14 protein-coding genes and 2 pseudogenes are annotated in these 16,683 nt (G+C 70.7%); 8 read left to right on the top strand and 8 right to left on the bottom strand.

Annotated elements, in window-relative coordinates:
- The first annotated feature begins 237 nt into the window (after positions 1-237).
- Both A4R44_RS31535 and A4R44_RS31530 read left to right on the top strand, forming a co-directional pair.
- Positions 238-894 (top strand): bifunctional 2-polyprenyl-6-hydroxyphenol methylase/3-demethylubiquinol 3-O-methyltransferase UbiG, encoded by a 657-nt coding sequence (locus tag A4R44_RS31535; protein ID WP_067588789.1) that lies wholly within the window; start codon positions 238-240, stop codon positions 892-894.
- Positions 894-1,529: a class I SAM-dependent methyltransferase gene (locus A4R44_RS31530; protein WP_067588787.1), complete on the top strand. Its 636-nt coding sequence runs from the start codon at positions 894-896 to the stop codon at positions 1,527-1,529. The genes A4R44_RS31535 and A4R44_RS31530 overlap by 1 nt, the downstream gene beginning before the upstream one ends.
- Positions 1,530-1,572: 43 nt before the next feature.
- On the opposite strand, the gene A4R44_RS31525 is transcribed toward A4R44_RS31530, so the two are convergent.
- On the bottom strand, positions 1,573-2,877 hold the full coding sequence (locus A4R44_RS31525; RefSeq protein WP_067588784.1) for a M20/M25/M40 family metallo-hydrolase: 1,305 nt from the start codon (positions 2,875-2,877) through the stop codon (positions 1,573-1,575).
- A complete protein-coding gene (locus A4R44_RS31520) occupies positions 2,870-3,697 on the bottom strand; it encodes a M55 family metallopeptidase (protein ID WP_067588783.1) in 828 nt (275 codons plus the stop codon). The genes A4R44_RS31525 and A4R44_RS31520 overlap by 8 nt, the downstream gene beginning before the upstream one ends.
- 188 nt (positions 3,698-3,885) lie before the next feature.
- On the opposite strand from A4R44_RS31520, the gene A4R44_RS31515 reads away from it, so the two are divergent.
- The 5 genes and pseudogenes from A4R44_RS31515 (at position 3,886) to mptB (ending at position 11,033) form a co-directional block, all read left to right on the top strand.
- Entirely contained in the window at positions 3,886-5,661 is a 1,776-nt protein-coding gene (locus A4R44_RS31515; RefSeq protein WP_232791870.1) for an ABC transporter substrate-binding protein, read from the top strand.
- 142 nt (positions 5,662-5,803) lie between these two features.
- A pseudogene (locus A4R44_RS31510) lies at positions 5,804-6,840 on the top strand (ABC transporter permease).
- On the top strand, positions 6,837-7,757 hold the full coding sequence (locus tag A4R44_RS31505) for an ABC transporter permease (RefSeq protein ID WP_067588779.1): 921 nt from the start codon (positions 6,837-6,839) through the stop codon (positions 7,755-7,757). The pseudogene A4R44_RS31510 and the gene A4R44_RS31505 overlap by 4 nt, the downstream one beginning before the upstream one ends.
- Complete coding sequence (nikE, locus tag A4R44_RS31500) at positions 7,754-9,406, top strand: ABC transporter ATP-binding protein (protein WP_067588777.1); 1,653 nt, start codon at positions 7,754-7,756, stop codon at positions 9,404-9,406. The genes A4R44_RS31505 and nikE overlap by 4 nt, the downstream gene beginning before the upstream one ends.
- 76 nt (positions 9,407-9,482) lie before the next feature.
- A complete protein-coding gene (gene mptB, locus A4R44_RS31495; protein ID WP_067588775.1) occupies positions 9,483-11,033 on the top strand; it encodes a polyprenol phosphomannose-dependent alpha 1,6 mannosyltransferase MptB in 1,551 nt (516 codons plus the stop codon).
- A gap of 712 nt (positions 11,034-11,745) precedes the next feature.
- On the opposite strand, the gene A4R44_RS31490 is transcribed toward mptB, so the two are convergent.
- The 3 genes from A4R44_RS31490 to A4R44_RS31480 all read right to left on the bottom strand — a co-directional run bounded on the left by A4R44_RS31490 (position 11,746) and on the right by A4R44_RS31480 (position 14,811).
- Positions 11,746-12,351, bottom strand: coding sequence for a short chain dehydrogenase (locus tag A4R44_RS31490; RefSeq protein WP_067588773.1), 606 nt, complete (start codon positions 12,349-12,351; stop codon positions 11,746-11,748).
- Positions 12,348-13,217: a helix-turn-helix transcriptional regulator gene (locus tag A4R44_RS31485; protein WP_067588771.1), complete on the bottom strand. Its 870-nt coding sequence runs from the start codon at positions 13,215-13,217 to the stop codon at positions 12,348-12,350. The genes A4R44_RS31490 and A4R44_RS31485 overlap by 4 nt, the downstream gene beginning before the upstream one ends.
- A gap of 61 nt (positions 13,218-13,278) precedes the next feature.
- Positions 13,279-14,811, bottom strand: coding sequence for a hypothetical protein (locus A4R44_RS31480; RefSeq protein ID WP_157905056.1), 1,533 nt, complete (start codon positions 14,809-14,811; stop codon positions 13,279-13,281).
- 126 nt (positions 14,812-14,937) lie between these two features.
- On the opposite strand from A4R44_RS31480, the gene A4R44_RS31475 reads away from it, so the two are divergent.
- The gene (locus A4R44_RS31475) at positions 14,938-15,390 is read left to right on the top strand and encodes a nuclear transport factor 2 family protein (RefSeq protein ID WP_067588767.1); all 453 of its coding nucleotides are present in this window, start codon (positions 14,938-14,940) and stop codon (positions 15,388-15,390) included.
- A gap of 13 nt (positions 15,391-15,403) precedes the next feature.
- On the opposite strand, the gene A4R44_RS48420 is transcribed toward A4R44_RS31475, so the two are convergent.
- From A4R44_RS48420 to A4R44_RS31465, 3 genes and pseudogenes are all read right to left on the bottom strand, one after another.
- Positions 15,404-15,544, bottom strand: a complete 141-nt coding sequence (locus A4R44_RS48420; RefSeq protein ID WP_157905055.1) for a hypothetical protein — start codon at positions 15,542-15,544, stop codon at positions 15,404-15,406.
- Between the two features lie 2 nt (positions 15,545-15,546).
- Complete coding sequence (locus A4R44_RS31470) at positions 15,547-16,215, bottom strand: hypothetical protein (RefSeq protein ID WP_157905054.1); 669 nt, start codon at positions 16,213-16,215, stop codon at positions 15,547-15,549.
- A gap of 46 nt (positions 16,216-16,261) precedes the next feature.
- Positions 16,262-16,682 (bottom strand): annotated as a pseudogene (locus A4R44_RS31465) (TIGR03668 family PPOX class F420-dependent oxidoreductase).
- Between the last annotated feature and the right edge of the window lies 1 nt (position 16,683).

The raw sequence follows: 16,683 nt of genomic DNA, 5'->3' as shown, positions 1-16,683 counted from the left end.
CGGGTCGCCCCGGCAGGCACTGCGCACAGCTCGCGTGCAGTCGGTGGGCGGGCGCAGCGTCGACGGCGCGCGGGCAGATGGGGTGCGGTCGGCGAGGCGGCCCAGCCCGGTGCTGGGCATCGCCGCGCGAGGGCGCCGGGAAACTGCACGGGGGAGGCTCGGGCCGGTCGGGGAAGCAGTCGACGCTCGGCCAGTCGAGCGCACCCGCGCCCAGACCCGGCGGGTATAACAGAGTCCATGCCAGACGACGCCATCGATCCCGACGAGGACGCCCGCCGCCGGGCCGGACTCGCCCTCGCCAACGGCGACCCCACCGGGTGGTTCGAGCCCCTCTACGCCGCGGCGGAAGCGGGCGAGGCCGTCCTGCCGTGGTACCGCGGCGAGCCCTCGCCGGAACTCGCCGCCTGGATCGCCGGGCGGCCCGGCCACGGGCGTCGCGCGCTCGTCGTCGGCTGCGGGATGGCCGACGACGCCGAACTTCTCGCCGCCGCCGGATACGAGACGTCCGCCTTCGACGTGTCGCCCAGCGCGATCAAAGCCGTGCTCAACCGCTTCCCGGACACCGTCGTCTCCTACCGCACCGCGGACCTGCTCACCCCGCCCGCGGAATTCCACTACGCCTTCGACCTGGTCGTGGAGATCATGACCGTCCAGTCGATGCCCAAGGACGTCCACGACCCGGCCATCGCCTCGGTGTCCGGTTTCGTCGCGCCGGGCGGAACGCTCGTCGTCGGCGCGGTCGCCGAGGAAAGCATCGACCTCGACACCTGGTCCGGGCCGCCGTGGCCGCTCAGCAAAGCCGAAGTCGAGTCCTTCGCCCGAGACGGCGTCACCGCGACCTCGCTGCGGCGCGTCCGCGACGACAGCCGCTGGTGGGCGGAGTTCACCCGCTGATGCCCGAGGACCGTCCCGCGACCAGCCACGAACGCCGCGCCGGGCGTCCGTGGGACGCGTCCTATCAGGACGGTCCGGCGCCGTGGGACCTCGCCCGCCCGCAGCCGGCGATCGTCGAGCTCGCCGCCGAAGGGGCATTCCGCGGCACGGTCCTCGACGTCGGCTGCGGCACCGGCGAGAACGCGCTGCACCTGGCCGCCGCCGGACTGTCCATTGTGGGCGTCGACATAGCGGAAACCGCAGTGGCGCAAGCGAAAGAGAAAGCGCGTGACCGGGGGATCCCGGCCGAATTCGCCGTCGGCGACGCGTTCTGGCTGTCCGCTTTGGACCGGACCTTCGGCACCGTCCTCGACTGCGGCCTGTTCCACACCTTCGACACCGAGGAACGGCTGGCCTACGTCGACAGTCTCGCGTCCGTCACCGAACCGGGCGCGAGGCTGCACGTCCTGTGCTTTCGGGAAACGGACGGGGACGCCGGACCGCATCCGGTCGCCCGAGCTGAACTCGAAGCGGCGTTCCGGAGCGAGGCCGGGTGGCGGATCGAAACTTTGCGGGACAGCCGGATCGTCGCCAGGTTCGCGCTGGACGGGCTTCCCGCGTGGCTGGCGACGGTCGAGCGGGGCGGGGCGTCGTGAGTGTTGAGCACGGTCGGAACCGTGATCAACACTCACGAGCGGCTCAGCAGTCCTGGAGGAAGCGCGTCAGCACCCGCGTCCCGAACCGCAGCCCGTCCACCGGCACCCGCTCGTCCACGCCGTGCGCCATCGCCCGGTACGGGAAGCCTTCCGGCAGCGCCAGGGGAGCGAAGCCGTAGCACGCCATCCCCAGCTGGGTGAAGGCTTTCGCGTCGGTCCCGCCGCCCATGCAGTACGGCACCACCACCGCCTCCGGGTCCTCCGCCCGCAGCGCTTGCGTCATCGAGTCGAACCACGGCGAATCGACCGGAGCCTGCACCGGCGGCTGATGCGCCACGAATTCCCGCGTGACGCCCTCGCCCAGCAACGAATCCACCACCGCGAACAGGTCGTCCTCGGTCCCCGGCAAGACCCGGACGTCGACCTGCGCGGTCGCCGTCGACGGGATCACGTTCACCTTGTACCCGGCGTCGAGCATCGTCGGCGTGGTGCTGTTGCGCACCGTCGGCACCACTAGCGACCCGGCCGTCCCCAGCCGCGCCACGGTTTCGTCGACCGCGTCGCCCGAAGAAAGATCCACCGGCACGCCCAAAGCGGCGCCAGTCCGTTCCAGGAACGCGCGCACGGTCGGCGTCAACTGCACCGGCCAGCGATGGTCCGCGATCCGCTGCAACGCCCCGACCAGCCGCACGACCGCGTTCTCCGCATTCGGCCGCGACCCGTGCCCGGCCCGCCCGCGCGCGGTCAGCCGCAGGTGCGCGGTGCCGCGCTCGGCCGTGCCGACCGGGTACAGCCGCACTTTCCGGCCGTCCGCGGCGGGCACGTGATAGCTGTACCCGCCGGACTCGCTGATCGCCGCCGCGCAGCCCTCGAACAGGTCCGCGTGCTCCTTGACCAGCCAGTGCGCTCCGTAGTCGCCGCGGTCCTCCTCGTCGGCCACGAACGCCAGCACGAGATCCCGCCGCGGCCGCAGCCCGGAAGCGACAGCGGCCAGCACCATCGCGCAGAAATCCTTCATGTCGACCGCGCCCCGGCCCCACAGGAACCCGTCCCGCACCTCGCCGGAAAACGGCGGTACAGACCAATCGGCGGCGCGAGCGGGCACCACGTCCAGATGCCCCTGCACGAGCAGCGCGGGCAGCGTCGGATCGGTGCCCGGAATCCGCGCGACGACGTTCGACCGCTGGAGCTCGGGCTCCAGGATCCGCGCCGGAACCCCGTGCCGGTCAAGGAATTCGGCGACGTACTCGGCAGCGAGCCGTTCGCCCGCCGCCTCCCCGCCGCCGTAGTTGGTGGTGTCGAACCGGATCAGGTCCGCGCACAGCGAAACAACGTCGAGCTCAGCCATAAATGCCCTGCACCGCCCCTGCCGCGATGGCCGTGACCACCTTGAACGCCTTCATCGCCTCGGTCATGCTCGGCGCCTCGAACGCGACCCGGCGCGTCCCGGTCTGCTCCACGGTCGGGATCACCGCGGTCGCCTGCGCCAGATGGCTCGCGTCGAACTCGACCTCGATCCGGTGCCGTCCCGGCGTCCGCTCGGTCCGCCCGGCCAGCGCCATCGACTCCCGCGCGCCCGTCTCCAGCAGCTTCGCCGTGCGCGCCGGCGGCAGGCAGATCGCCGCGTACCGGCTCACGCATTCCTTGACCTGCACCAGTTCCGCGTCCGGCGCGTAGTCGCGCGCGTCCTCGCAGGTCTGGTCGTCGCCGCTGACCAGCAGCACCGGCACGCCGTACTCGCCCGCCATCGCCGCGTTCAGCCTGCCCTCGCTCGCGGGCACGTCGTCCAGCCACACGCCGGTGATCTGGTTTTCCAGGTACGTGTGCGACAGGACGCCGTCGAACCCGGCCCCGGCGTGGTAGCCGAGGAACACCACACCGTCCACACCGGAATCGATGCCTTGCATCATCGACAGCGGCTTGTGCCGCCCGGTCAGCATCCGCGCGCGTTCGTCGAGGTCTTCCAGCAGCAGGTTGCGCTGCGACGAGTGCGCTTCGTTGACGAGCACGTCCGTCGCCCCCGCCGCGTACAGGCCGGCCAGGACCGCGTTGACGTCGCCGGTGAACATGCCCCGGAACCGCTGCCACTGCGGGCTCCCGGGCACGACGTCGTCGGTCCAGGTGACCCCCGTGGCGCCTTCCATGTCGGCCGAGATCAGGATCCGCATGCCGGGCACTCTAGTGATCCGCGTCGCGCGCATAACGATCGGACACGCAGCGGCACCGTCACATATTGCGCGCTTCCCGCCGTATGTGGTTACTTTTCGTCTCTGGGGTCGGGGATTGACGATGGGGTGGTTCTGAAGTGCGAAATAAGCACAGGCGGCACGGGTTGCGCCGCGTTTTCGGTGTCGTGATGGCGGGAACGCTGGCGATTCTGCCGCTGGCGGGCACTGCGACAGCGCAGCAGCAGGCGCAGCCGAAGGTGCTGCGGGTCGCGTTGACCACTGGTATCGACCACTTGAACCCGTTCACCGCCGGGCTCGCCGCGTCGACCCAGGTCGGCCGGTTCATCTACGAGTTCCTGACGATCCCGTCGCAGGACAAGGCCGAGGCCGCCCCGGCGCTCGCCGAATCGTGGACCACGTCGCCGGACAAGCTGACCTGGACGTTCAAGATCCGCCAGGGCGCGAAGTGGTCCGACGGGCAGCCGGTCACCGCGAAGGACGCCGCGTTCACGTTCAACCGGATGCTCACCGACGCCACCGCGCGCACCGCGAACGGCAACTACGTCGCGAGCTTCGAGTCGGTGAAGGCACCCGACGACACCACGCTGGTGATCAAGACCAAGACCGTCCAGTCGTCGATGACCCTGCTCGACGTCCCGATCGTGCCCGAGCACGTGTGGTCGCAGATCAAGGACCTGAGCGACCCGAAGACCGACACCATCCCGGTCGTCGGCGTCGACGACGGGCCGTACCAGATCACCGAGTACAAGCAGAACGAATACGTCAAGTTCAAGGCCAACAAGAACTACTGGCGCGGCGCGCCCAAGGTCGACGAGCTGCAGCTGCTGGTGTTCAAGGACGTCGAGGCCGCGGTGAACGCCCTCAAGCAGGGCGAGGTCGACGTGATCAACCGGCTCACCCCGACCCAGTTCGACGCGCTCAAGGGCCAGCCGAACATCGAGCTGAACAAGGCGCCGGGCCGCCGCTACAACGCGCTCAACATCAACTTCGGCGTCGAGAACGCGGAGAACAAGCCGATCGGCAACGGCAACCCGGTGCTCAAGGACCTCCGGGTGCGCCAGGCGATCGCGCAGTCGATCGACATCAAGACGATCGTGGACAAGGTCGCCGGCGGCTACGCCCAGCCCGGCGGCGGCGTGATCCCGCCGATCTACTCGGCCTACCACTGGGATCCCGCGCCGGGGGAGGCGCGCAAGTTCGACCTCGCCGCCGCGAACGCCGCGCTCGACGCGGCCGGCTACCCGAAGGGCCAGGACGGCATCCGCACCGCGCCCGGCGGCGCGCGCCTCGAACTGCGCCTCACCGGACACGCGAACCGCGCGCCCGACCAGCGTCTCGCCCAGTACATCACCGGGTGGCTGCACGACATCGGCATCTCGGTGAAGCAGGAACTCGTCTCCGACGACGAGCTGAACGACCGCACCAACGCGGGCAATTACGACCTCGCGATCTCCGGCTACGCGAACAACCCGGACCCGGACTACTCGCTGGCCCTGCACACCTGCGCCGCGCGGCCGAACGCCGAAGGCAAGGGCGGCACCACCGACACGTTCTTCTGCGACCCGCAGTACGACGCGCTCTACGCCAAGCAGCTCGCCGAAACCGACCCGGGCGTCCGCGCAGGCTACGTCAAGCAGGCCCAGGCGCGGCTCTACAGCCAGGCGGTGAACGTCGTCTACGACTACGACGACGCGCTTGAGGCCTACCGATCCGACAAGTTCTCCTCCTTCGGCAAGCAGCCGCAGCCCGAGGGCTCGATCCTCGAGCAGACCGCCTACTGGGGCGTGTACGGCGCGGTCCCCGCCGACGCGTCGGCCGCTTCCTCGGACAGCGGTTCCGGAACGACGGTGTGGATCGTCGTCGGCGCAGTCGTGCTCGTCGTGCTCGTGGGCGGCGGCATCGCGCTGTCCCGCCGCGGCAAGTCCGCCGAAGACCGGGAGTGAACCCGATGCCACGCCCAGCTCAGCAGTCCGTGAGGGGAACCCTGAGGGACTCTGAGTCCCTCAGGGTTCCCCTCACGGGCCGGACTGCCGTGAAGGTGGCCCTCACGGACAGCCGGACCGTCCAGCGGAGGGGGAACCGCGGGTGAGCCAAGCGCTAGCGCCGGACCAGGCCTCGGTGCTCGCCGATCCCGACGAGCGCCGAGGCGGGACCGGGACCCTCCGGTTCGTCCTCACGAAGATCGCCGAAGCGGTCGCCAGCGTGTTTCTCGTGATCGTCCTCGGGTTCTTCCTGTTCCGGCTGCTCCCCGGCGACCCGGTCGCGTTCATGGCCCGCGAGCGGCCCACCGATCCCGGCCAGATCGCCGAGCTGCGCGAACGGCTCGGCATCGACAAGCCCGTCCTCGCGCAGTTCGGGAACTACTTCGCCGGCCTGTTCCAAGGCGACTTCGGCGAGTCCTACATCGAACGCCGCCCGGTGCTGGACATGATCGGCGAACGGCTGTGGCCGACCGTGCTGCTCGTCGGCAGCGCGACCGTCCTGGCTGTCGCGCTCGGGATGTGGCTCGGCATCCGCGCGGCGTGGAAGCGCGACAGCTTCTTCGACCGCGCGCAGACCGGGATCGCGTTGACGTTGTGGTCGGTGCCGCAGTTCTGGCTCGGCCTGCTGCTGCTCGTCGCCACCAACGGCGTGTTCCCCAGCCGCGGCATGCACTCGCCCGACGCGGGGCCCGGCTTCTTCGCCCAGAGCGTCGACGTGCTGCACCACCTGATCCTGCCGTGCCTGACGCTGCTCGCGGTCTTCTACGCGCAGTACATGCTGGTGATGCGCTCGTCGCTGCTCGGCGAGATGAACGCCGACTACCTGACCACCGCCCGCGCGAAAGGCCTGCGCGACGACCTCGTCCGGCGACGGCACGCGGTCCCGAACGCGCTGCTGCCCACCGTGACGCTGATCTTCATGCAGTTCGGCATGGTGGTCGCCGGCGCGGTCACCGTGGAAGCGGTGTTCAGCTGGCCCGGACTCGGCCAGCTCACCTACGACGCGCTGCACGGCCCGGACCTTCCGGTGCTGCAAGGGGTCTTCATCGTCCTCGCCAGCGCNCCAGCGCCGTCGTCCTGATGAACCTGTTCGCGGAGCTGCTCTACCGCGTGCTCGACCCGAGGGTGCGTACCGCATGACCGCCGGAACGACCGCCGAGAGCGCCCGTGCGATCGCGTGGCGCCGCCGACGCGCCGGAATCGCGCGCACCTGGCACGAGTTCGCGACGCAGAAAGCCGCGCTCGCCGGGCTTCTCCTGCTCGTGCTCACCGTGCTGCTCGCTCTGGCGCTGCCGCTGATCAGCGACCAGAGCGGCCTCGACGTCACCCGCGTCACCGGAAAACCGCTCAGCCCGCCGGATGGCCGATTCTGGCTCGGCACCGACATCGACGGCCGCTCGGTGCTGCTGATGACCTTGTGGGGCACCAGGATCTCGCTGCTCGTCGGGTTCTGCGCGACCGTGCTCAGCGTGTTCATCGGCACCCTGATCGGCATCACCGCCGCGCACTTCGGCGGCTGGGCGTCGGCGATCCTGTTGCGGTTCACCGACTTCTTCCTCGTCCTGCCGTCGCTGGTGCTGGCGATCGCGCTCGCGGCCGTGCTGCCGCAAGGGATCTGGACGATCGTGCTCGCGATCGGCGTCACCGCCTGGCCGAGCACCGCGCGGCTGGTCCGGGCGCAGACGCTCACCATCGAAAGCCGCCCCTACATCGAACGCGCCCGCGCGCTCGGCGGCGGCCACCTGCACGTGATCACCAAACACGTGCTGCCCGGCGTCGCCCCGCTCGTGCTCGCCAACACCACCCTCGTGGTCGGCAACGCGGTCATCGCCGACGCCACCCTCTCGTTCCTCGGCGTCGGCGACCCCACCTCGATCTCCTGGGGCGCGATGCTGGAAACCGCCCTCAACAACGGCGCGGTCACCCGCGGCGCCTGGTGGAACCTGCTCCCGCCGGGCATCGCGATCGTGCTCGTCGTGCTGATGTTCACCCTCGTCGGCCGCGGGCTGGAAACCGTGCTGANGCTGAACCCGCGGCTCAAAGGACGGCACTCGTGACCGCGCTGCTCGAACTGAAAAACCTCGGCGTCACCTACCGCACCGGCGGCGGCGACGTCCCCGCGGTCCGCGGCGTCGACCTGCGCCTCGACGCGGGCGGCACGCTCGGCGTCGCGGGGGAGTCCGGATCCGGCAAATCCACCGTCGCGATGAGCGTGCTCCGGCTCCTGCCGCGCAGCGCGAAGATCACCGGCGAGATCCTGCTCGACGGCGAGGACGTCAACGACATGCGCTGGGGACGGCTGCGCGCGGTCCGCTGGGCCGAGGCGTCGGTCGTGTTCCAGGGCGCGATGCACGCGCTCAACCCGGTCCGCCGCGTCGGCGAGCAGATCGCCGAACCGATCCGGCTGCACGCGCCCGAGGGCAGAGCGCAGTCCGAAGCACAGGTGCAGGCACGCGTCACCGAACTGCTCGAACAGGTCGACCTGCCGCGCTCGCGGGCGGGCGCCTACCCGCACGAACTGTCCGGCGGGCAGAAACAGCGCGTGATGATCGCGATGGCGCTGGCGTGCGAACCGCGGCTGGTCATCGCCGACGAACCCACCACCGCGCTCGACGTCATCGTGCAGGCCCAGGTGCTGTCGGTGCTGTCGAAACTCGTCGCCGAACGCGGCATCGGGCTGATCATGATCAGCCACGACCTGTCCGTGCTCGCCGCCACCTGCGAACGCATCGCGGTGATGTACGACGGCGAACTCGTCGAGGAGCGGCCCAGCGCCGAGCTGATGTCGTCGCCGCGGCACGAACACAGCAAAGCGCTCGCGGCGGCGTTCCCGACGGTCGGCGACCCGGTCTCGCGCTACGCCCCGGCCACCGCCACGCCGCTGCCGCCGGAACCGGAGGAACGCACCGGCTCCGACGACGCGCCGCTGCTCGCCGCCGAGAACCTGCACGTCACGTTCCGCGACCGCAAGGGCAAGCGGATCCACGCGGTCAACGGGGTGAATCTGGAGGTCCGGCGGGACGAGATCGTCGCGCTGGTCGGCCAGTCCGGCTCCGGCAAGACCACCCTCGCCCGCACGCTGCTCGGACTGCAGAAAGCCGAGTCCGGCACGGTCGGCTACGCGGGCAAACCGGTGCCCTCGTCCGGGGCCGGGCTGCGGGCGTACCGGCGGGAAGTCCAGCTCGTGCTCCAGGACCCGACGAGCGCGCTGAACCCGGCCCACACGGTGTACGAGGCGGTCGCCGAAGGCCCGCGCATCCACGGGCTGCCCCACGAACGCGACATCGTGCTGGGCGCCCTCGAATCCGCCGAACTGCGCCCGCCGGAGAAATACCTCGACCGGCTCCCGCACGAGCTGTCCGGCGGCCAGCGCCAGCGCGTCGTCATCGCCGGAGCCCTCGCGCTCGCACCGTCGCTGCTGCTCGCCGACGAGCCGGTGGCCTCGCTGGACGCGTCCGTGCGCGGCGAAATCCTCGCGCTGCTGCTCCGGCTGCGCCGCAGGCTCGGCCTCTCCGCCCTCGTCATCACCCACGACCTCGGCCTTGCCTGGAACATCGCCGACCGGGTCGCGGTGATGTACCGCGGCGAACTCGTCGAAACAGGTACCGTCGAACAGGTCCTGCTCGACCCGCAGCACGAGTACACGAAGTCGCTGCTCGCGGCGCTCCCCGGGGGCACCGCGCAGCGGACCGCGGCCGACCGCTGACCGCGGCCCGCTCCGGGCGCGCGCCCGGAGCCCGTGCGGGCCCAGCCGACTGCACCCGGTAATCTCCTGGATCGAAATGGCCACTACTATCGACGACGCGCAGCCGAACGCCGGCAGTCTCGACCGGCGGTTCCTGACGCCCGCGCGCTTCCCCTACCGCACCATCGCCATGGGCACGGTCGGAAGCGCCCTCCTCATGCTCGCCGCGCTCGGCGCGGGCGGCATCCTCATCCGCGACCCCGTCCTCGGCCACGGCCCGCTGTCCTGGGTCCGCTACGGCCACGGCCGGGCGCTCGCCAACGCGCTGCTCTACAGCGGCTTCGGCCTCGTCGTGTGGGCGTGGGTCCGGCTCGGCCGCTACGCGCTCGCCGGGCGCATCGGCAGCAAGCCGATCCTGATCGCCGCGCTGTGCTGGATGGCGCCGCTGATCGTGTCGCCGCCGCTGTTCACCCGCGACGTCTTCTCCTATCTCGGCCAGGGCGCGCAGCTGCTCTACGGGCTCGACCCGTACGCCAACGGCCCCGCCGAGCTGCCCGTGCTGCCGAACGTCGTGCAGAACGTGCACCCGCTGTGGCAGACCACGCCCGCGCCGTACGGGCCGCTGTTCCTGCTGATCTCCAAGGGCATCGTCGCGATCACCCAGGACCACATGATCGCCGGCGTCATCCTCACCCGGCTCGTCCTGCTCGTCGGGCTCGGCATGACGCTGTGGGCGCTGCCGCGGCTCGTCAAGCACCTCGGCGGGAAGCTCCCGGTCGCGCTGTGGGTCGCGGTGGCCAGCCCGATGATGGTCATCCACCTCTTCGGCGGCCCGCACAACGACCTGATGATGCTCGGCTTCCTCACCATCGGGATGCTCGCCGCGCTCGAACGCAAGCACGTCGTCGCGGTCGTGCTCGTCACCGTCGGCATGCTGATCAAGCCGACCGCCGCCGTCGCGCTGCCGTTCATGGTCTGGATGTGGGCCGCGGACATGGCCGGCCCGTCGAAGACGAAGAACTTCTTCAAGGCCGGGGCCGCGGCGGTCGGGCTGTTCCTGCCGGTGTTCGTCGTCGGCACCTGGGTCTCGCTCGGCTCGCTCAACCTCGGCTGGTGGTCCGGTCTCAAGGCCCCGCAACTCATCACCAACTGGCTGAACTTCCCCAGCGGCATCGGCGAGGCGGTCTACAACCTCGTCCACCTCATCGCCAACGTCCAGCCCTCGCCGTTCGTCACCGTCGCCCGCGCCATCGCGATGGTCGGCCTCGTCGCGTTCGGCGTCCGCCAGTGGTGGCTCGCCCGCGGCGGCGGCAAGGAAGCCGTCTACCGCGCCGCGATCACGCTGCTGGCCGTCGCGATCCTCATGCCGCCGACCCTGCCCTGGTACCTCACCTGGGGCTTCGTGCTGATCTCGGCGTTCCCGTGGGAACGGCGGAACCTGTCGGCGATCGTGGCCATCTCGGTGTTCGTGACGCTCGTGTACTACCCGACGGGGGAGCAGGCGCTCTACGACTGGTGGTTCATCGCGATCGTCGTCGTGGTCAGCCTCTACGCCGCCGCGTCGCTGCTGCGCCCCGACCCGCTCGGCCTCGTCGCGGCCTGGCGGAAGAAGCCGAAGGACGAGGAATTCCTCCCGAAGTCGTCGTGAGTGGTGGTGCCGNGTGGTGCCGTTTCTACCCGGCGCCACCACTCACGACCGCTACCTGCGGTCCGAGCGGTAGATGCCCCACTTCGGCCGCACGTAGTCGCCCCGGTCCGGCAGCTTCATCCCGGTCTTGCGCCCCTGCGCGGCGGCGTGCCTGACCCGCGCCCGCGTCGCCCGGGGTGAGCGTCGTCTACGTTTCCCGCAACGGAGCCAGCTTCGCCGCCGCGATCGACGGCGACCCCGGATTCGCGTACGCGCGAGCGGAAATCATCTCCACACCGCCGTCCCGGACCAGACCGAGCGTCACCCACGGACCGTCGTTCGCCGGATGTGCGTGTCCCGTGCGGGCTCGCCGGGACGAACATCTCGTAGGACCGCTTCCACGTCTCGCCGTCGTGCATCTTCAGCGCGGAATCGTTCTGCACCATGCCCTTCGTCTCGGTCCGCTGCCGATCCCCGCCGCCCGTGGGGTCACGGTCGTCGCGCCAGATGCTGAACCGGTAGTGACTTTCCTCCACCGCCACGTACTTCCCGGCCCGGATGCGGACCTCCGCGATCCGCCTCGAACGCCTTCAACCCGTCCTTCAGCGGAAAACCCGGGGATTCCGGCATCGCGGAGTGTCCTTTCCGAACAGGAACGAAAGGGGCACATCGACCGGCGGCGCAGTACATCCGATGTCTGGCCGGTCAAAGGCAAGCGTCTCGCCGAACCCGGTCAAGCGTAGGCCCGGACGACCGTCCCGGTGACGTCGCTTTCGACGCAGTTCAGGTAGTGCCGCACCAGTTCGTCCATCGGGACCGGGCGCATCCCCGGGAAATGCTCGCCGAACTCCTCCGCCGAATCGCCGATCATCGTCGGGCTGACCGCGTTGACCCGCATCCCGCGCGGCAGCTCGATCGCCGCCGACAGCACGAAGCTGTGCAGCGCCCCGCTGATCACCCCGCCGCCGGTGACGTGCGGCCACGCCTCGTCGGCGAAAATCCCGGACGTCAGCGTGAACGACGCGCCGTCCGCCGCATGATGCTGCCCTTGAAGGACCAGCTCGACCTGCCCGTAGAACTTGGCCCGCATGTTCTCGTGCAGCTCCGCCGACGTCAGCTTCGCGAACTCGTCCAACGCACCGTGCGCGGCGATGCTGACGACCGCGTCCACCGCACCGGCCTCGCGGTACATCGCCGCGATCGTCTCCGGCTCGGCCAGATCGACGCGCACCTCGCCCGAGGACCGCCCGGCCACGATGACTTCGTGCCCGCGCGACCGCAGTTCCGGCACCAGCCGTCGCCCGATCGTCCCGGCTCCGCCGACCACAAGAATCCTCACCGCACGTTCTCCTTCGTCACAGGTTCGGCAAAGCTCCGGGTCAGCAACGCGAGCGCGTCCGCGTCCGGAGTGCCCGGGAGGGCATAGAACAGGCCGAGCTGCTGATCGTCTTCGGGCAGCGTGACCGTTTCGTTCGCGAGAGTCAGACGTCCGACCACTGGGTGGTCGAGTTCGCGCACGTAGTACGAGCAGGTCCGGACCGGGCGCTTGGCCCACATGCGGGCGAACTCCGGGCTCTCCACAGCCAGCCGCCCGACAAGCTGTTCGAGCACCGGATCGTCCCGGTGCCGCGCGACCGCCTGATGCAGTGCCGCGACGGTGACCGACGCCTTGTCCGCCCAATCCCGGTACAGCGCACGATGATGCGGGTCGAGGAACAGCATCCGCGCGATGTTCGGCCGGGTCCGCTCGTCCGGGGCCTCGAACGCGACGTGCCCGGCCAGCAGCGCGTGCCCGAGCCGGTTCCACGCCAGCACCTCGGCCCGGTGGTCGATCACCACCGCCGGGACCGCGGACATCGCCGCGAGCAGATCCCGCACGGCGGGCCGCAGCTTGGTCCGCCGGGACCGCGGCCGGGCCGCCCGCCGGGGCGCGGCCAGGTTCCGCAGGTGCTCGTGCTCGACCGGATCCAGCCGCAACGCCGCGGCCAGCGCGTCGATCACCGCGTCCGAGGCGCTGCTGCTGGCCCCCTGCTCAAGCCGCGTGTAGTAGCTGGCGCTGACCCCGGCCAGCTCGGCCAGTTCCTCCCGGCGCAGCCCGGGAACCGCCCGCCGGGTCCCGCCGGGCGCGATGCCCGCGACCTCCGGCGTCAACCGCTCGCGGCGGCTGCGCAGGAAACCGCCCAGTTCCTTGCTTCCGTTGCTCACCAGACCATCTTGGCGCGCGACCGGATCCGCCGCCTGCCCCTGACGGGGATACCCCTGGGCGTCAGAACATCTTGCTCAGCACGTCGTGCCAGGCGGTGACGGCCTGCGCGAGCTGCGCGCCGGTTTTGGCGGCTTCGGTCACCGCGCTCAGCGCCAGCTTCGCCCGGCCGCGCTTCTGCTTCTCCCCGGGCTCGGCGGCCGCCTCCGCGATGTCCTTGACGTGGTACAGGAGTTCCTCTCGCTCGTCGTCGGGCAGCCCGGGATCCTCGCGCACCGCGGCCGAAAGCGCCTCGATCGCCTCGGCGAGCCGGTCGTCCCGCCCGGCGACCGGAGCCAGCACGGTCGTGATGTCCCGGACCCTGCTGTCGAGGATGAAGTTGCTGTGCGTCACGTCGCCGCCGATTTCGATGCGGTGGCCGGACCGCGGCGCGGAATCCCGTTTGTAGTCGGCCATGTTGCCGAGCACCTCCGTCAGATAGTCGAGCGCGATGGTGAGGTAAGCCAGGTAGCCGCGGGCGAGGCTTTCGGCGTCGATCCGGTCGGTGCTCCACTGGGCCACGGCCTCGAAACCCTCAGTGCCCTTGGCCAGCCGCCTGCGGATCTCCTCGGTGAGGAACCCGTCGAGCACCCCGCCGTCGAGCTTCCGGCCGGAACCGAACTGGTCTGGCCACGGCCCGGTGAGCGCCGCCTCCCGCAGCTTCGCCGTGTCCTCGATGAAGCCGCGGAGATCTTGCTCCATCGCCTCGCCCGACACGTGCTCCTTGAACCGGGCTTCGTGGGGCCGGTGCATGAGCGGAAGCAGCTTGGGCCGGGGGAGCGCGGCGAGCCCGTCCGCGACCGCGACGAGCGCGGCGTGCAGGTCGCCGAGAAGGGCCTCCCATTCGCCGGGCGGGAGCACCGCGATCCCGGAGCCGTCGTCGGCCCGCCCGTAGCGGGTCTGGAGGCTGTCGCGGAATCGCTGGGCCAGCGCGCCGGTGAGCGTCGCCAGCAGGCGCTCGGCTTCCGGATGGATGTCCGACACCAGGTTCCGCCGGGCGGCGGCCCATCCGAACATGTCCTTGACCTGACCGACGACTTCGCGGGTCGGGCGGGTACCGGTGCGCTCCGGTCCCCACCAGACGTTGTAACGGCCCTCGTCCTCCTCTTCCTGGAAGTACCGCCCCGCTTCGCACAGCCGCTCGACCGGCGGTCGCAGCACCTTCGCGTGGGCGCGCGCTTCCTCGGAGACGCGGACCGGGAGCGCCGCGATCACCTCGCGGACCGTCCGCCGGGCGCGGTCGGCCCCGGTCACGGCTTCGCGCACCGAGCCGCCCAGCGACAGCTGCACCGGACCAGGGTGCCGGGCGTCGGGCAGCTTGGCCTCCCGGGTCGCCCGCTGCCATTCGGTCGCCCGCGAGTATCGCTCGCTGAGCGTCTTGTCCTTCGCGGACTTGGCATTCGCCGCGACCGTCGTCTTGTTCTTCTCATACGCTTTCGACGCCAGCCAGAGCCCGCCGCCGATCAGCGCGATCCAGACGACGACGTTGAATCCGCCGGTCACCGCGTGGTCAACGTCGCTGTCGACGGCCGCGGCGATCAGCACCACGACGATCACGACCGCGATCGCGCATCCCAAAACGCCCCCCGCCCGGCCCGCACCGGGAGTGCGACCGCCGTCACAGCATGATGCCACGACCGCCCGGCGCGCGACGACGGCAGCGCGACCCCGAGGGAGAAGCCGGTGCAGGGACACGAACTCGACGCCTTGCTCGCCACGTCCCGGATCATCCGCACCTTCAACTGCCACTACCGCGCCGTCGACGAGCAGCAGTTCGACGCCCCGCGATTCCGCCGCGTCCTCGCGTCGGACGGGAAGATCGTGCGCCCCAACGGCGCGGAGATCTCCGGACCGGCCGACATCGCGGACAGCCACGCCCACAGCTTCGCCCGCTTCGAGGCGAGCCAGCACCTGCTCACCGGCCACGACGTCGAGCTCGACGGCGCCCCGGCCGAGGTGCGGGCGAATCTGGTCGCGATCCACCTGGGGAAGGATCGCCCGGTCACCGTGCGGATGGAGGACCGCGCGTTCCCCGCGGACCTGAGCCAGACCGGGCACGGCTGGCGGATCACCGAAGTCCGGACCCGGATCCTGTGGCGGACCGGGTACTTCGGGGAGTTGGCGCAGACTCGCTGACCTGTCGGACGCGTCAGCGCTTCAGCGCCCGGTACCGATTGATCAGCGCGGCGACCAGATCATCCGGCCGGAGCTGGAACGGCTCGCCCCGCCAGCGGCGGGAACGGTTGCCCCGGATCTGGCACGCCCCGGCCGCGTAGCGCCGTTTCGCCATCGTCAATCCCGGTCGAACGCGGCGGTGAAGGTCGGGGCCAGCCGCTTCAGTTCGGCTTGCTGTTCCTCGGCGGTCGCGAGCCAGCCCGCGGCGGTGAGCGCGAGCACGCGGTCGCCGTGCGCGAGCACCAGGACGCACCCGGCCACTCGCGCGTTGAACTGACCGCAGAAACCAAGGTGCGGGTCGGTGACCCCGGGGAGCGAAAACCGCGACTTCACCGCGAGTCGCCGCTCCTCGACCACCGCCACCCCGCAGTTCAGCGCGGCACGGAGGCCGGAGACGACCTGTTCGCCGGAGAAACCCCGGTACTCGGCGAGCAGTTGCCCGATCTCCATCTGGTCGGTCACGGACACCGCCTGCGCCCCGTTCCGCGCGGCGGAATCCCACGGCTGGTCCGCGCCGCACGCCCGCACGATGCGCGGCGGAGCGCCGGGGCCGACGACCAAGGGTGCCCGTTTCCGCTGGCTGCGGACCCGCGCCGCGGATAATTGCGCTTCGCTCGGCAGATACTTCGTGAGGTCTTTCGCGACCGGGGCGGCCGAAGCCGGCACCGGCGCCGAACTGACCGCGGAACTGGATGGCGGGCCCGCAGTCGGAGCCGCTTCCGGCGGCTCCGCGGCGCACCCCGCGAGAAGCAGGACAAGACCGGTCACCGCGAGCGATACACGCATAATCCTCCCCATTACGGGAGAAAAATCGCCGGACTCCGGTCCAGCGTTACGCACCCGCCCAACCCCGCCAGGTCCGCACCTCCGTGACCACCACCGCGTGCTCCGGCGGCCGCTCGGCGTACTGCGGATATTTCGAGGCCAACCACCCGGCATACGAGTCCCGCGACGCCTCGGCGACCACTCGCGCCACCCCGTCCGCGCGGGCCCACCACAACCGCGACCAGTCCTCGTCGTACTGGTCGACCAGGAACGACACCGCCGGGTTCTCCGCGATATTCGCCAGCCGCCGCAACGACGTCNGACGTCGTGGTCTTCGGCTTGTGGTCGACCGCGAAGACGACCGTGTCCTCGCGCACCGCGAAGGTCACCGGCACCAGGTGCGGGACCCCGCGAGCGTCCGCTGTGGCCAGCCGGGCCACCCGCGCCACCGCGAACCGGGCCCGGGTTTCCGCAGCGGACAGTCGCATA

Origin of the sequence: Amycolatopsis sp. M39 (assembly GCF_001651785.1) — a bacterium.
Lineage (GTDB): Bacteria > Actinomycetota > Actinomycetes > Mycobacteriales > Pseudonocardiaceae > Amycolatopsis > Amycolatopsis rubida.
This window is presented reverse-complemented; position numbering and strand designations above follow the sequence as displayed.

Excerpts from the sequence above, each read along its gene's own strand:
- A4R44_RS31525 (WP_067588784.1), bottom strand. The coding sequence starts at position 2,877 with ATGGCTGAGCTCGACGTTGTTTCGCTGTGCGCGGACCTGATCCGGTTC.
- A4R44_RS31515 (WP_232791870.1), top strand. The coding sequence starts at position 3,886 with ATGGCGGGAACGCTGGCGATTCTGCCGCTGGCGGGCACTGCGACAGCG.
- A4R44_RS31535 (WP_067588789.1), top strand. The coding sequence starts at position 238 with ATGCCAGACGACGCCATCGATCCCGACGAGGACGCCCGCCGCCGGGCC.
- mptB (WP_067588775.1), top strand. The coding sequence starts at position 9,483 with ATGGCCACTACTATCGACGACGCGCAGCCGAACGCCGGCAGTCTCGAC.
- A4R44_RS31470 (WP_157905054.1), bottom strand. The coding sequence starts at position 16,215 with ATGCGTGTATCGCTCGCGGTGACCGGTCTTGTCCTGCTTCTCGCGGGG.
- A4R44_RS31530 (WP_067588787.1), top strand. The coding sequence starts at position 894 with ATGCCCGAGGACCGTCCCGCGACCAGCCACGAACGCCGCGCCGGGCGT.
- A4R44_RS48420 (WP_157905055.1), bottom strand. The coding sequence starts at position 15,544 with ATGGCGAAACGGCGCTACGCGGCCGGGGCGTGCCAGATCCGGGGCAAC.
- A4R44_RS31520 (WP_067588783.1), bottom strand. The coding sequence starts at position 3,697 with ATGCGGATCCTGATCTCGGCCGACATGGAAGGCGCCACGGGGGTCACC.